This is a genomic window from Klebsiella sp. 2680 (assembly GCF_900198535.1).
GTDB lineage: Bacteria > Pseudomonadota > Gammaproteobacteria > Enterobacterales > Enterobacteriaceae > Klebsiella > Klebsiella indica.
Genome location: NZ_FZNJ01000001.1, coordinates 124,673 through 139,037, shown reverse-complemented (window position 1 = coordinate 139,037; position 14,365 = coordinate 124,673). Strand labels below are relative to the sequence as shown.

The 14,365-nt window shown below is 57.0% G+C and carries 14 protein-coding genes; 8 read left to right on the top strand and 6 right to left on the bottom strand.

Annotated elements, in window-relative coordinates; genetic code table 11:
* Positions 1–13: 13 nt before the first annotated feature.
* The 4 genes from ogt to FN037_RS00775 all read right to left on the bottom strand — a co-directional run bounded on the left by ogt (position 14) and on the right by FN037_RS00775 (position 5,121).
* Positions 14–529 carry a methylated-DNA--[protein]-cysteine S-methyltransferase gene (gene ogt, locus FN037_RS00790; RefSeq protein WP_142501357.1) on the bottom strand — a complete coding sequence of 172 codons (516 nt, stop codon included), beginning with the start codon at positions 527–529 and terminating at the stop codon, positions 14–16.
* A 179-nt stretch (positions 530–708) separates the two neighbouring features.
* Positions 709–2,235, bottom strand: coding sequence for a p-aminobenzoyl-glutamate transporter (gene abgT, locus FN037_RS00785; protein WP_138358967.1), 1,527 nt, complete (start codon positions 2,233–2,235; stop codon positions 709–711).
* 130 nt (positions 2,236–2,365) lie between these two features.
* The gene (locus FN037_RS00780; RefSeq protein ID WP_138358965.1) at positions 2,366–3,811 is read right to left on the bottom strand and encodes a M20 family metallopeptidase; all 1,446 of its coding nucleotides are present in this window, start codon (positions 3,809–3,811) and stop codon (positions 2,366–2,368) included.
* On the bottom strand, positions 3,811–5,121 hold the full coding sequence (locus tag FN037_RS00775) for a M20 family metallo-hydrolase (RefSeq protein ID WP_142501356.1): 1,311 nt from the start codon (positions 5,119–5,121) through the stop codon (positions 3,811–3,813). Before FN037_RS00775 ends, FN037_RS00780 begins: the two co-directional genes overlap by 1 nt.
* Positions 5,122–5,286: 165 nt before the next feature.
* Between FN037_RS00775 and FN037_RS00770 the strand changes: the two genes are divergently transcribed.
* On the top strand, positions 5,287–6,195 hold the full coding sequence (locus FN037_RS00770; RefSeq protein ID WP_142501355.1) for a LysR family transcriptional regulator: 909 nt from the start codon (positions 5,287–5,289) through the stop codon (positions 6,193–6,195).
* 107 nt (positions 6,196–6,302) lie between these two features.
* Positions 6,303–6,866 carry a DNA endonuclease SmrA gene (gene smrA, locus FN037_RS00765; protein WP_138358959.1) on the top strand — a complete coding sequence of 188 codons (564 nt, stop codon included), beginning with the start codon at positions 6,303–6,305 and terminating at the stop codon, positions 6,864–6,866.
* Here smrA and FN037_RS00760 read toward each other — a convergent pair.
* Positions 6,863–7,669, bottom strand: a complete 807-nt coding sequence (locus tag FN037_RS00760) for an IclR family transcriptional regulator C-terminal domain-containing protein (RefSeq protein WP_138358957.1) — start codon at positions 7,667–7,669, stop codon at positions 6,863–6,865. The genes smrA and FN037_RS00760 overlap by 4 nt on opposite strands.
* 167 nt (positions 7,670–7,836) lie before the next feature.
* On the opposite strand from FN037_RS00760, the gene FN037_RS00755 reads away from it, so the two are divergent.
* The 6 genes from FN037_RS00755 to pcaC are packed head-to-tail and all read left to right on the top strand — an operon-like array spanning position 7,837 to position 12,892.
* Complete coding sequence (locus tag FN037_RS00755) at positions 7,837–8,523, top strand: 3-oxoacid CoA-transferase subunit A (RefSeq protein ID WP_138358955.1); 687 nt, start codon at positions 7,837–7,839, stop codon at positions 8,521–8,523.
* Positions 8,524–8,533: 10 nt separating this feature from the next.
* Positions 8,534–9,190 carry a 3-oxoacid CoA-transferase subunit B gene (locus FN037_RS00750; RefSeq protein WP_138358953.1) on the top strand — a complete coding sequence of 219 codons (657 nt, stop codon included), beginning with the start codon at positions 8,534–8,536 and terminating at the stop codon, positions 9,188–9,190.
* A gap of 10 nt (positions 9,191–9,200) precedes the next feature.
* Positions 9,201–10,403, top strand: a complete 1,203-nt coding sequence (gene pcaF, locus FN037_RS00745) for a 3-oxoadipyl-CoA thiolase (RefSeq protein ID WP_138358951.1) — start codon at positions 9,201–9,203, stop codon at positions 10,401–10,403.
* Between the two features lie 9 nt (positions 10,404–10,412).
* Positions 10,413–11,765 (top strand): 3-carboxy-cis,cis-muconate cycloisomerase, encoded by a 1,353-nt coding sequence (locus FN037_RS00740; protein WP_138358949.1) that lies wholly within the window; start codon positions 10,413–10,415, stop codon positions 11,763–11,765.
* Positions 11,755–12,522 (top strand): 3-oxoadipate enol-lactonase, encoded by a 768-nt coding sequence (gene pcaD, locus FN037_RS00735; protein ID WP_142501354.1) that lies wholly within the window; start codon positions 11,755–11,757, stop codon positions 12,520–12,522. The genes FN037_RS00740 and pcaD overlap by 11 nt, the downstream gene beginning before the upstream one ends.
* Complete coding sequence (gene pcaC, locus FN037_RS00730; protein ID WP_138358945.1) at positions 12,512–12,892, top strand: 4-carboxymuconolactone decarboxylase; 381 nt, start codon at positions 12,512–12,514, stop codon at positions 12,890–12,892. Before pcaD ends, pcaC begins: the two co-directional genes overlap by 11 nt.
* Before the next feature lie 39 nt (positions 12,893–12,931).
* On the opposite strand, the gene FN037_RS00725 is transcribed toward pcaC, so the two are convergent.
* Positions 12,932–14,314: an MFS transporter gene (locus tag FN037_RS00725; RefSeq protein ID WP_142501353.1), complete on the bottom strand. Its 1,383-nt coding sequence runs from the start codon at positions 14,312–14,314 to the stop codon at positions 12,932–12,934.
* Positions 14,315–14,365 lie beyond the last annotated feature (51 nt).

Here is a 14,365-nt window from a genome sequence, read left to right as displayed (position 1 = left end):
AAAGCATTTATGCTCAAAGGAGCAAATAGCCCTCGTGGCGCAATAACCACTCTTTTCGCTGTACGCCGCCGGCGTATCCGGTCATTGTGCCATTACGCCCGATCACCCGATGGCAGGGCACCACAATACTAACAGGGTTCGCGCCATTAGCTGCGCCAACCGCACGCGCCGCGCCGGGACGCCCCAGGGCTTCAGCAAGCTGGCCGTAGTGCATCACCTGACCACAGGGGATTGTGCGCAGCGTGTTCCAGACGTCCCGTTGAAACGGCGTACCTGCCGTGGCGGTGGGGAGTGTGTCGATGACGTGCAGATCCCCCGCGAAATAATCGGCGAGTTTGCTGCTTAACCCACCAGGATTCACGGCGGAAGTACGTCGATATCCCTCACTGCGATAGTGTAGATCCAGCAGTTGTGCCATGCGGTCGCTATGTTCTTCCCATTCCACGGCGCGTAAGTGGTACTGCTCATCACAAATCACCCACAGTGGCCCCAGCGGGGTGTCGATTTTGTCCTGCAACAGCGTCAGCATCGGTATTCCTTCATTGAGACTCTATTCGGCAATAGGCCACAATATCACGGCGTTATGTCGGCAAACTATACTGCTAAAAGGTTATTGAATAATAAATACAAGCCGAAACGTGACGTAACTGAACCGTTAACGCAGTCCCTTGTTAAATATTCGGTGGCCGTCCCTGACCGATGATGACGTTAATGTAATCGTGGATAAATACCGGGGCCGATAGGCAGTCCCATCAGGTACCATCCCACCAGAAGCAGCAGCCAGACGGCTAAGAAAATCAGCGGATAGGGTAATACCAGCGAGTAGTAAGTGCCCAGTTTGGCATCAGGTCGGTAACGCTGCAAAAAACCGAGGAACAACGGTATAAAAGGCGATACTGGCGCGAGCGGTAACACTGACGAATCGGCAATGCGGAACAGGATCTGCGCAAATGCCGGGTGAAAGCCCAGCAGCATAAACATCGGCACGAAGATTGGCGCCAGAATTGACCAGATTGCCGAACCACTGGCGATGAACATACATAAAAATGCCGACAGCAATGCAAGACCGAGAAACGCCGGTATTCCGTTCATTCCGGTGCTCTGCAGTATGTCCGTTAAGCCGACAGCGATGAATTTGCCCATGTTACTCCAGTTGAACATGGCGACGAACTGGGCCAGCGGAAAGACCATGACGATAAACCCCGCCATCTCTTTCATCGGTTCAATCATTAACTGCGGCAGATCGGCCTGACGGCGAATTTTGCCCGTGGCGATACCGTAAGCTAATGACACGACAAAGAAGAAAAAGATAATCAGCGGTACGATGCTTTTTATAAATGGCGAGGGCATTACGGTGTGCGTGACAGGATCGCGCAGGATACCGTTTTCTGGTACTACCATCAGCGCGATAACCGCCACAAAGAGCAGTGCGGCAATGCCCGCGACACGCAAACCGAAATGTTGCTCTGCCGTTAACGTCTGCAGCGTTTCATCGCTTTTTCCATGCCACTTTCCCAGACGCGGCTCGATCAACTTATCAGTGACCAGTCCGCCGACCAGCGTCAGGACAATGACTGAGGTCGCCATAAAATACCAGTTATCGATAACGCTGACGTGTAGCGAGGCATCGAGCGTTTTTGCCGCTTCGGTACTGATGCCAGAGAGCAGGACGTCGGTGGTAACGATCAGTAAATTAGCGGTAAACCCGCAGCCGACGCCTGCGATCGCCGCCAGCAGACCCGCCACCGGATGGCGGCCCACGGCGAGAAACATCAGCGCGCCAAGCGGCGGCATAATCACCAGCGCCGCATCGGACGAGATATGGCTGAAAAAGGCGATAAACAGCACCATATAGCTGGCGTAGCGCGCGCTGACATGGGATGACATCTTCACCATCAGCGAGGGTAGCATACCCACGCGTTCGGCAAACCCGGCGCCGAGCACCAGCGCCAGAATCGCGCCCAGCGGTGCAAAGCCGCTGAAGTTTTTAATCACATTCGGCAAAAACCAGTGCAGACCTTCAACGCTGAGCAGATTCTTTACCATCACCCTCGAACCATCGGCAGGATTCTGCACGCCGACATCCAGCGCAGAAAGTATTGCGGTGGCGGTCATCAGCACCACAATCAGGTAAATAAAAAGCAAAAACGGATGCGGGACTTTATTCCCTATTTTTTCAACCCAGCCATACAGCTTACCGCTGGGGCCAGGCGAGGGTATGGATGACATACTCATGGACGTTCCTCTGTTATCGATGTTGTGTTAGTTGCGTTGCGGACCCAGGTTCTGTCGGCGGTTATTTTTGTTGGCGACTGCCGTCATGCCGTACAAAATCCAGTCGGGTTGTTGCTTGTTTTTTATGTTGTTATTTTAAAACCGATGGTATGACGTCTTGTGGGATCGGGCACTGGTAGGGGGTGTCGACCAGTGCCTGAGCCAGCTCTTGCTGACTGCTCTCCAGTAACGGCTTATCGCTGAACAAACGGATCGCCGTTGCGCCCAGAACTTTACCGGCCAGCAGCATCCCTTTATGGGCGACAGAGGTTCTCCCCTGGCTAACCAGTTGCCAGGAATGCAACGGCGTACCGATGGCGAAGCAGGGGCTAAAGCACTGGGCCACCGGCGCTTTCCAGCTGACATCGCCGACATCGGTCGAACCGGCAAGCACGTTATCCGTTGCAGCCCAGGGCGCGACTTCATCAATCAGCAGCGTATGGCGGTGACGGCGGGCAAAGGCTTTACCCTCTTCACCGCCGGTGTGCGCAATATTTGTCAGGCTGTTATTGATATCGCTGGCGCTGAGCGTGGCGCGGATTTTGCTGGCGAAGGCGCGTTCTTCATCACTCCACTGCGGCGTACCGTAATGGCTCAGCGCCTGATACATTGCGGCTTCCAGCGTACGGTTAGGCAGGTAACTGGAACAGGCTTTTTCAATGCGACAACTGACGTGAGTTTCAGTCATCAGGGCGGCCCCCTGAGCGATCTTTTCAATACGGGAGAAAATTTGCCGAACATCGGCCATTTCCGGCGCCCGGATTAAATACAGCACTTCAGCCTGCGCCTGAACAACGTTAGGCGATACCCCGCCGGTATCGGTGATGGCGTAATGCACCCGCGCTTTTTCGATAATGTGTTCGTTGAGAAAGTTGCTCCCCGTGGTCATCAGGGTTACAGCATCCAGCGCGCTGCGGCCAAGATGGGGTGAGTTTGCCGCATGTGCCGCCGTACCGGTGAAGCGCCACGCGGCTTGAATATTAGCGAGCGTGCTGGTGCTGAACATGCCAGCCCAGGCTTCCGGGTGCCAGGTCAGGGCGGCATCAATGTCGTCAAATAGCCCTTCCCGCACCATAAAGGTTTTCCCGGAGCCGCCTTCTTCACCTGGACAACCGTAGAAACGCAGGGTACCGCTGCCGCCCTGCTGTAGAAGCCAGTGTTTTGCCGCGACTGCGGCGGCGAACGCGGCGGTGCCCAGCAGGTTATGTCCGCAGCCGTGGCCGTTCTCTCCCGGTGTGACGGAGAACGGCTCAGCATGATGAGCACGCTGACTGAGCCCGGCCAGCGCGTCATATTCCCCAAGCAGGGCGATCACCGGTCTCCCCTGACCGATGCTGGCAATAAAAGCGTTGGGGATGCCGCCGGCATTGCGGGTCAACTGGAAGCCTTCAGCTTCCAGCGCCGTGGCGAGCCGCCCGGCAGACCAGAACTCCTGGAATCGGGTTTCCGGATGATCCCAGATATCATCGGCGATCGCGCAAAAATCCGCGCGCCGCGCTTCAATTACCTCATCGACAAATGGATAGATTTTTTCCATCACACGCCTCTCTGCCAGGGAAAATTGAGCGCGACCCGCGCCAGCGTCTCGACCGCTATCGTCATGACGCTTTCGTCGAAATCAAATTTTTCATTGTGGTGACCGGCGCTTAATTCGGTGCCGAAAATCATGTAGGAGGCAAGTCCACCGCATTCCTGTACCCGGGCCATCATCAGCGTTGCGTCTTCAGATCCTGCCGGTGCGGCAATGCGATCGATGGCATGTTCAACGCCCGGCACTTGAGACGCCTGTTCACGCAGGTAGCGAACCCATGCCGGAGAGGGGGAACTGGCGGTCGCGGCGCCCATTAGCCGAAGTTCGTAGCGTGCGTCGTACATCGCCGCAGCACCGGCGATAACGCTTTGCGCGCGCGCAAATACATACTGATTAATGGCTTCTGTTTCGCCGCGGGTTTCAACTTTCAGCAATGCGGAAGACGGAACGATGTTACGCCCGGTACCGGCCTGCAGGACGCCGACGTTCACTCTGGAAGCGCCTGCGCTGTGGGGCGCAATGGCATGCAGACCCAGTGCGGCCTGTGCGGCGGCAAGAAGGGCGTTGCGACCCTCTTCCGGTTTACCGCCTGCATGGGCCGCCACGCCGCTAAACTGCACGTCGAATTTTGTGGTGGCCATAAAGTTATCCCCACCGCAGACCACGGTACCGGTGGGGACGCCAGTGCCAATATGAATGGCGGTGAAGTAGTCCACATCATCAAGTACGCCCGCGGCGACCATAGCGCGCGCGCCGCGGGTTCCTTCCTCTGCTGGCTGGAAAATCAGCTTGATCACACCGTGGAGCTGCGCCGCGTAGTGTTTCAGCACGCAGGCCAGCCCTAATCCAATGGCGGTATGGCCATCATGACCGCAGGCGTGCATCATACCTGGGTTGCAGGAGGCAAAATTATCACGATGCGGACGATGGTTATCGTCGTGTTGCTCGTTCAGGTCGAGCGCATCCATATCGACGCGAAATGCCAGCGTCGGACCGGGACGCCCGGTATCGAGGGTCGCGACGACGCCAGCGAATCCGCCTTCAAACGCGGTCAGCCAGGGCTCGGGCGCCCCCTGTTCACGAGCGCGTTGCCAGGCCCGCGCTAGCGTCGTGTCATCGGGAAGCCCCATACGGCTTTCGGCATCAATGACATCGCGACCGAGCGCCAGTTGATAACCGTATTGGTCTACTCTCTCGGCGACCATGCTGGCGGTACGGAACTCCAGCCAGCCGGATTCGGCGTGCAGGTGAAAATCACGACGCCATTGCGTCATTTGCGGCGCCAACTGGCTGATGAATTCATGAAGTTGCGGCATAACCTTTCCTGTCATAATAAAAAAGTGTGACGGCGCTCAATTAGTGATAGTTTTCATTTATCACCGCCGTCTTTCTGGCGATTTCTCCATTAACCTGCCACAGCATGATGTATTACAGTAGATGTCATTTTCTTTTCTCTGATAAACAGTGGTTATCATTCAGGCATGGCATTTCAGATCAAATTTCATCAAATTCGCGCCTTCGTGGCGGTCGCCCGCGTGGGAAGTATTCGTGCCGCCAGTCGGGCGCTGGAGATCTCGCAGCCAGCGCTGACCAAAGCGATTAAAGAGCTGGAAGAGGGGCTTTCCGCACAGTTATTTGTGCGCCGTCGCCAGGGGGTGGCGCTGACTGAAAATGGCGAAAGTTTTTACCAGCATGCGAGTCTGATCCTTGAAGAGATGCGAGTGGCGCAGGAAGAGCTGTTGCAGCGGCAGGGGGAGCAGGCCGGGCAAATTAATATCGGCCTTGGCGCCAGCGTCGCGCGTTCGCTGATGCCATCGGTGATTTGCCGTTTTCATCAGCGCCATCCGCTGGTGAAAGTGCGGATCATGGAAGGGCAGTTGCTGGCGATGATCAATGAACTGCGTCAGGGTGAGCTTGATTTCACTATCAACACCTATTATCCCGGCCCTTACGATCATGAGTTCAGCTTTGAAAAACTGTTTGAGAAACCGTTTGCGGTATTTGCCCGCAGTGGGCATCCCGCAATCGGGGCGTCCTCACTGGCTGAACTGCTCGATCACCACTGGACGATGCCGACGCCGCGCGGCAGCTACTTTAAGCAACTGCAGGATCTGTTTAACCAGACGGGACAGATACCACAGGTTGATATCGTCTGCGAGACCTTCTCTTCATGTATTAGCCTGGTGGTGAAGAGCGATTTCCTCAGTATTTTGCCGCTGGAGTTAGGCAACGATCCGATGATGGCGGATAAGCTGGTCATGATCCCGATCCGCGAGGTATTGCCAAAGGCGACCTATTATCTCATCCAGCGACGGGATACACGACAAACGCCGTTAACGGCCTCGTTAATTACCCAGTTTCGACGTCAAAGCCGTCAGTTATTTCCCTGAGCGCCGCGACGGGTCTGTTTCTCAACCGTTGTCGCTAAACGGATTGTGAGCAAACGTCGTCGCGGCTATAGTAACTCCCGGTAGTCGCTGGAGCAGGAGGAACGCATATGAACCTTGACGACAAATCCTTATTTCTTGGCGCCATGGAGGACGTTCAGCCTCTGAAACGTAATAACGACGTTCACTGGTCTCCTGTGCGCAATCGTCGCACTGTGCAGCGAATTGATCCCCTGCAGCTCGATAATTTTCTGACCACCGGTTATCTCGACATTGTGCCGCTGGCGACCGCGCTGGAGTTTAAACGGGAAGGTCTGCAAAGCGGAGTGCTGGAGAAACTCCGGCGCGGCAAGTACAGCCAGCAGGCAAGCCTTAATCTGCTGCGCCAGCCGGTCGAAAAGTGTCGACAAATGCTGTTCGCTTTTGTGGTCCAGGCGCAAAAAGAAGGGTTGCGCAATCTGCTGATCGTTCACGGTAAAGGGCGCGAAGACAACGCCCATGCCAATATTATTCGCAGTTACCTCGCTCGTTGGCTGGTGGAACTCCCGGAAGTACAGGCGTTCTGCGCGGCATTGCCGCATCACGGCGGTAACGGCGCCTGTTATGTGGCGCTGCGGAAATCGGCCGAGGCAAAGCAAGAAAACTGGGAGCGTCACGCTAAACATAGCCGCTAACGCATCAGCAGGGTTAACTCCCGGGCGGCTTTCTGTAATTCGGGTAAGACCCGCTCCACCATCTCGTGCGCTGATACCTGCCCGGCATGCACGCCGACGTTCAGCGCCGCCTGGATTTGCCCCTGCGGGTTAAACAGCGGTACCGCCAGCGAACGCAGTCCCATCTCCAGTTCCTGATCGTTAAGCGCATAGCCCTGCTGATGAATGCGCTTAAGTTCCGCGCGCAGCTTTGCCACCGAATCGACGGTTTGCGGGGTATAGCGGATCATCGTTACCCGGCCCAGCATATCATTCAGCTTCTCCTCCGGCTGGTGGCTCAGCAGTACGCGCCCCATAGAGGTCGCCCAGGCGGGCAGACGGCTGCCGATGTCCAGATCGATGGTCATTATTCGTGAACTCGACGCGCGGGCAATATACAGAATATCGTCGCCATCAAGCGTGGCAATGGAGCAGGATTCATTGAGCATTTCGCTTAAATGTTTCAGCACCGGCTGTGCCGAACGCGCCAGCGGGGTTGATGCCAGCCAGGCGTGGCCGAGTGACAGAATGCGCGGACGTAGCTGAAAGTTTTTGCCATCTTCGGCATAGACAAACCCCAGTTTGCTCAGCGTGTACAGGCAGCGGCGCACCGCCGCGCGCGGGATACCGGTCTTTTGACTGATTTGTGAAATGGAGAGCAGCGGACGCTGCGGCGTAAACGCCTGGATCACTTCCAGCCCGCGCGCCAGCGACGCCATGAAGTTCGGATCGCCCTTAAACGGTTCGCTATCGCCCGTCAGTAAATCGCCTGGATGTTTCGCCATTTTCGTCTCCGTATTTGCCGCCGATCACATTCTTTCGCTAAAGATACACGATGTTCGATTATCGCACCATATTTCGATTATCGCCCTTGACCGGCATCGTTAAGCGGGTCACATTTTGTGCGAACAACGAATAAAAGTGCGATTACCGCACATACAGGAGCGACCTGATGATTGATAAAAGCGTGTCGACATTATGTGATGCCATTGCCGGGATCCACGATGGCGCGACCATTATGATTGGTGGTTTTGGCCCTGCCGGTCAGCCGACATACCTGATAGATGCCCTGATAGAACAGGGAGCCCGCGACTTAACCATTATCAACAACAATGCGGGTAATGGCGAAGTCGGCCTTGCGGCGCTGCTGAAAGCCGGGCGGGTGCGCAAAATGATCTGCTCTTTCCCGCGTCAGGTCGACTCACAGATTTTTGACGACCTGTATCGTCGCGGCAAAGTGGCGCTGGAACTGGTCCCGCAGGGCAATCTCGCCGCGCGTATTCAGGCGGCAGGCGCGGGGCTTGGCGGGATATTTACCCCCACCGGTTACGGGACGCCGCTGGCTGAGGGCAAAGAAACCCGCCAGATCGATGGCCGTCATTACGTTCTCGAATATCCGATCAAAGCCGATTTCGCGTTAATTAAAGCCTATCAGGCAGACCGCTGGGGCAACCTGGTTTATCGCAAAGCGGCGCGTAACTTCGGCCCGATTATGGCCACTGCCGCCAGAACCACCATTGTTGAAGTTTCGCACCTGGTGGCCCTGGGCGATCTCGACCCGGAAAGCATCATCACGCCGGGCATTTTTGTCCAGCGCGTCTATTCCCTGGAAAACCTGAATGCCGCTAAAAGCGCCTGAGGAGCCCGTAATGCAAAAACTCACTCGCGATGAGATGGCCCAGCGTGTGGCCCGTGATATTCCTGAAGGCGCTTACGTCAATCTGGGGATCGGTTTACCGACCCGTATCGCCAACTATCTCCCGGCCGATAAGGAGATCTTCCTGCACAGTGAAAACGGTCTGCTGGGGATGGGGCCGGAACCGTTGCCGGGGGAAGAGGACCCGGATCTGATTAACGCCGGGAAAGAGTATGTGACTCTGCTCAAGGGCGGCTGCTATTTCCATCATGGCGACTCCTTCGCCATGATGCGCGGCGGTCATCTTGATATCTGCGTTCTTGGGGCCTACCAGGTTTCCGCCAGCGGCGATCTGGCGAACTGGAGCACCGGCGCGCCCGATGCGATACCCGCGGTCGGCGGCGCGATGGATCTGGCCATCGGCGCCCGTCAGGTGTTTGTGATGATGGATCATCTCACTCGCAACGGCGAATGTAAGCTGGTGGAGCACTGCACTTACCCGTTGACCGGCGTTCGCTGCGTAAGCCGTATCTATACCGATCTGGCGGTGATCGATATCAGCGAAAATGGCCCGGTGGTGCGGGAAATCTTTAACGGCCTCTCTTTTGAGGAACTGCAGCGTATCACCCCGGTGGCGCTGACCTTTGAACAACTGGCGGAAATCGCATAAGGAACCTAAGATGAATCAGGCGTTTATCTGTGATGCGGTACGTACGCCGTTCGGCCGTTTTGGCGGCACTCTGGCGACCGTACGCGCCGACGATCTCGCTGCGCTGCCGCTCAACGCGCTACTGGAACGCAACCCAGGCCTCGATCCGACACGTATTGATGATGTGATTTACGGTTGTGCTAACCAGGCCGGGGAAGATAACCGTAATGTCGCCCGCATGGCGTTGCTGCTGGCAGGGCTGCCGGATAGCGTGCCGGGCAGTACCGTGAACCGCCTGTGTGGTTCCAGTCTTGATGCGATCGGCATTGCTGCGCGGGCGATTAAAAGCGGTGAAACTCAACTGATGATCGCCGGCGGCGTCGAAAGCATGTCGCGTGCGCCCTTTGTGACGGGCAAAGCCGAAAGCGCTTTTAGCCGTACAATGCGGATGGAAGATACCACCATCGGCTGGCGCTTTATCAACCCGCAGATGAAAGCGCTGTATGGGGTGGATTCCATGCCGGAAACAGCGGAAAACGTGGCGGACGATTTTGCTATTTCGCGCGCGGACCAGGATGCCTTTGCGCTGCGTAGCCAGCAGCGTACGGCGGCGGCGCAGGAGGCCGGGCGTTTTGCCGACGAGCTAATCGCCGTTTCGGTTCCGCAGCGTAAGGGCGACGCGTTGCTTTTTACCCGCGATGAGCATCCGCGCAGCACTTCGGCGGAAGCGCTGGCGAAGCTACGTGGAGTCGTCCGCGCCGACGGCACGGTGACGGCGGGTAATGCGTCCGGGGTAAACGACGGCGCCTGTGCGCTGCTGTTAGCCAGCGAACAGGCGCTGGCGGCGAATGATTTACAACCGCTGGCGCGCGTAGTTGGCGTCGCGACGGCAGGGGTGGCGCCGCGTATTATGGGGTTTGGCCCGGCACCGGCGGTTCGCAAGGTACTGGCGCAAACCGGGCTGACCCTTGGTCAAATGGATGTCATTGAACTGAATGAAGCCTTTGCCGCTCAGGCGCTGGCGGTGATGCGCGATCTGGGGCTGCCCGATGATGCGGCGCAGGTGAACCCTAATGGTGGCGCAATTGCGCTCGGTCACCCGCTGGGGGCTTCAGGCGGCCGTCTGGCGATGACCGCGGCATATCAGCTACGTCGTACCGGCGGGCGCTATGCGCTGTGCACCATGTGTATCGGCGTCGGTCAGGGGATTGCGCTGATTATTGAACGCGTTTAAGGAGCCGGAATGAGTTTGTTGACCCCGATGATGCGCACCAGTCCGTTGACCGCCTGGTTCAGCGATGCGCAGCGGGTACAGGGAATGCTGGATTTTGAAGCCGCGCTTGCCCGCGCGCAGGCTGAGTGCGGGCTGGTGCCGCAGGCGGCGCTAAACCCTATTCTCGAAGCGTGTCGGCACCAGCAAATCGACTTTGAGGCGTTAGGGCAGGCTGCTGCCAGTGCGGGCAACCTTGCCATTCCGCTGGTAAAACAGCTTACCGCGCGGGTTAAGGCGCAGGATGACGCGGCGGCGCGTTATGTCCACTGGGGAGCCACCAGCCAGGATGTGATTGATAGCGGTTTTATTCTGCAACTGCGCGGTGCGCTGGCAGACACGGAGGCGTTATTACAGCGCCTGCTCGATGCTTTAGCCAGCCAGGCCGAACGTTATCGGGGCACGGTGATGCCCGGACGGACCTGGATGCAGCATGCGCTGCCGGTAACTTTTGGCCTCAAGCTGGCTGGGACCCTGGATGCGCTGCTACGCTGGCAAGTCCGTTTGCGTGAGATGCGCTCGCGGGTGCTGGTGCTGCAATTTGGCGGCGCCGCGGGAACGCTGGATTCCCTCAAGACGCAGGCGCCGCAGGTTGCCGTCGCGCTGGCGAAAGCACTTAACCTGCCGCTTCCCGATACGCCGTGGCACAGCCAGCGCGATCGGTTGTTAGAAGTGGGGGCGTGGTACGCTGGCGTTTGCGGCACTCTCGGTAAATTCGCCAATGACTTCTCCCTGCTGATGCAAACCGAAGTCGCGGAAGTGGCCGAACCGATTGCCGAAGGGCGCGGCGGATCGTCCACGATGCCGCATAAACGCAATCCTGTCTCCTGCGCGGCGATTTTGACCGCCGCCCAACGCACGCCGGGGCTGGTGGCGACACTGTACGCCGCTCAGATTCAGCAGCACGAACGGGCGCTTGGCGGCTGGCAGGCGGAGTGGGAAACACTGCCTGAACTGATTACTTTGGTCGGCGGCGCACTGGCGCAGAGCGACGCGCTGGTGCGCGATATGCAGGTGTATCCGCATAAAATGCGCGCCGACCTGGATATCACTCATGGTCTGATTATGGCGGAAGCGGTGACGCTGGCGCTGGCGGAATTTACTGGCAAAGCCGAAGCCCATCGCCGCATTGAAGCCCTGTGTCGTCAGGCGCTGGATCAATCGTACTCACTATTAAGCGTGCTGGAAAACGATCCGCTGGTCAGTGAGCACCTTACCCCCAGCCGTTTAACGCAACTGCTGGATCCGGCAACGGCAACCGGCAGCGCTGAACGCTTCGTGCGCCAGGTTGTGGCGCGCTATAAGGAGCAACGTAATGAATGTTGATTATCAGATTGACGGGCCGGAAGACGGGCCGGTCATCGTACTGTCTAACTCGTTGGGTACTACCCGGGCGATGTGGCAGCCGCAGCTCGACGCCCTGACCCGGCATTTCCGCGTCCTGCGCTACGACACCCATGGTCATGGTGAAACGCGGAAAAACGGCAAAGTGACGCTGGCGCAGCTTGGGGAAGATGTGATTGCGCTGCTCGATCATCTTAATATCGACAAAGCCTGGTTCTGCGGGATTTCGATGGGCGGATTGACCGGCCTGTGGCTGGGGCGCTTTGCGCCAGAGCGTTTTTACGGTCTGGCTGTTGCTAATACTGCGGCGCGGATCGGTGACCAGGCGGGCTGGCTGTCGCGTGCCCGGGCGGTTCGTCAGGAAGGCATGGATGTGGTAGCCGCAGGCGCAGCCGATCGCTGGTTTACCCGCCAGTTTCGCCAGCAAGCTCCGGACGTGGTGGAAGCCCTATGCCACCAGTTAACCCGCAGCGACGCTGAAGGTTACGCGGCCTGCTGTGAAGCGCTGGCTGCTGCCGATCTGCGCGGCGAGGTGGCGCAGATTCCTGTACCGGTATTGATTATTGCCGGTGAAAGTGACCCTGTCACTACTGTGGACGATGCGCGTTTCCTGCAACAACAGATCCCTGTCGCTGAAATAACGGTACTGGCGGCGTCGCATTTATCCAACATTGAAGCGCCGGAGGCGTTCAGCGCCGCGCTGTTGTCTTTTATTCAGGGGGCGCGGGATGGACGATAAACAGCGTTATCAGCAGGGTATGTCGGTGCGGCGCAAGGTTCTCGGCGACAGCCATGTCGATAAAACTCTGCAAAAACTGACGCCGCTTAATGAAGAGTTTCAGGATTTTATCACCCGCTACGCCTGGGGAGAAACCTGGACCCGTCCGGGACTGGATCACCATACCCGTAGCATGATCACCATCGCCATGCTGATTGCCCTGAACCGCGAAGCTGAGCTGAAAATGCACCTGCGCGCGGCGTTTAATAACGGCGTCACGCGCGATGAGCTAAAAGAGCTGATTATGCACGCCGCGCTATACTGCGGCCTGCCTGCCGCTAATGCCACGATGCACCTGGCGCAGCAGGTTTTTGATGAGAGGGAAGGATAAATCCCCGGTAGTCTATTTCACCCCACCGGGGATCGCACGTTAGTTTACCGAGGCCGGACGCGCGTCAGCGTTCGGCGCTTCAGCATTAACCTCCGCATTTTGTCGGCGTAGTGCCAGCAGCCGACAGATCTCCGCATGTTTCTCTTCAGTGAAGGTAAAACGGGACATACAAAGCAGGCGAATTAACGACCCGATGGCCGGAAGAAGGCAGATTCCGAAGAACAGTCCGGTGAGTACGCTGTCGCTCTGGCTTTGTGCTTGCGGAATGTAGCCTATCATGGTTAGCCAGATGCCAATCAGGCCGCCGCCGACGGCGACAGACATTTTGCCGGTAAACGTCTGGCCAGAGAAGGTGATGGCCGCACAGCGGCGATGAGTGTGGTATTCGGCGTATTCGATGGTATCAGCAATCATTGATGACGTCAGGATGTTGCTCATCATGACAAACAGTGTACTCAGACCAAGTAGCAGGAACAGTATTGCCACATGCTGGTAACCGATAAACCACATCAGCAAACGAACGAGGATATCCAGCGCGCAAAGGATCATAAACAGGCGGCGTTTCTGCATATGTCGGGTGAGAAGCGGGGCAATCAGGCAGAGCACGGCGGCAACAATTCCCATTATGCCGATCGCCATTTGCAGGCTGGCATCACCCAGGTTATAGATAAAGAAGTAGATGTAAATGCCGTTGGCGACATTGTGAAAAACGCAAAAGAAAAACGACAGCAGAATAATAAACAGTGGCTTATTGCGGCGCAGGTTGCGGAAGGTATCTCGCATTGTGACTTTTTCCGGGCTGGGCGGCACGCGCTCCTTAATCTGCATAAATCCGTTTAGCATCAGCGGCAACCCCACCATCATCATCACCAGTGCGGCCATAAAATAGCCTTTGTCATTGCTGTACTGGGCGAAAAAGGCCGCCAGTTTGGGGAAGAATATATTTGCGCAGGCGATGCCCGCGTTCACCCCAAGCATCGCCGCGGTCACTGCGCGCGTACGCTGGCCGGAGTCGTTAGTCATCACGGATGACATCGACCAGAACGGAATGTCGGAAATAGCGTACAGAGTCCCCCATAAAATATAGGTAACGCCGGCATAGAGGATCTTTGTGGTGAGATCGGCTTCAATTTTGTAAAACGCCAGCAGGGTAACGCCGGTTATCAGCAGCGGGGCGATCAGCAGGAAGTGGCGAAACTTACCGAAGCGGCTGTTGAGCGTGTCCATAATGCTGGCGAAGAGCGGGTCGTGGATCGCATCCCATGCGCGGGCGATCAAAAAGATGGTGCTTGCCGCCAGGGCGGAGATCCCCAGCACGTCAGTATAAAAATAGTTAATAAATGAACCGACTAAGCCAAAACTAAAACACTGGCCTAAACCATAGCCAAAATAGGACCATAATTCACGAGAAGGTATTTTCATGGTGTGTTCCCTCAAGCGCCGACCATTGTAGGGCGGCGCATCTGTAGAGAT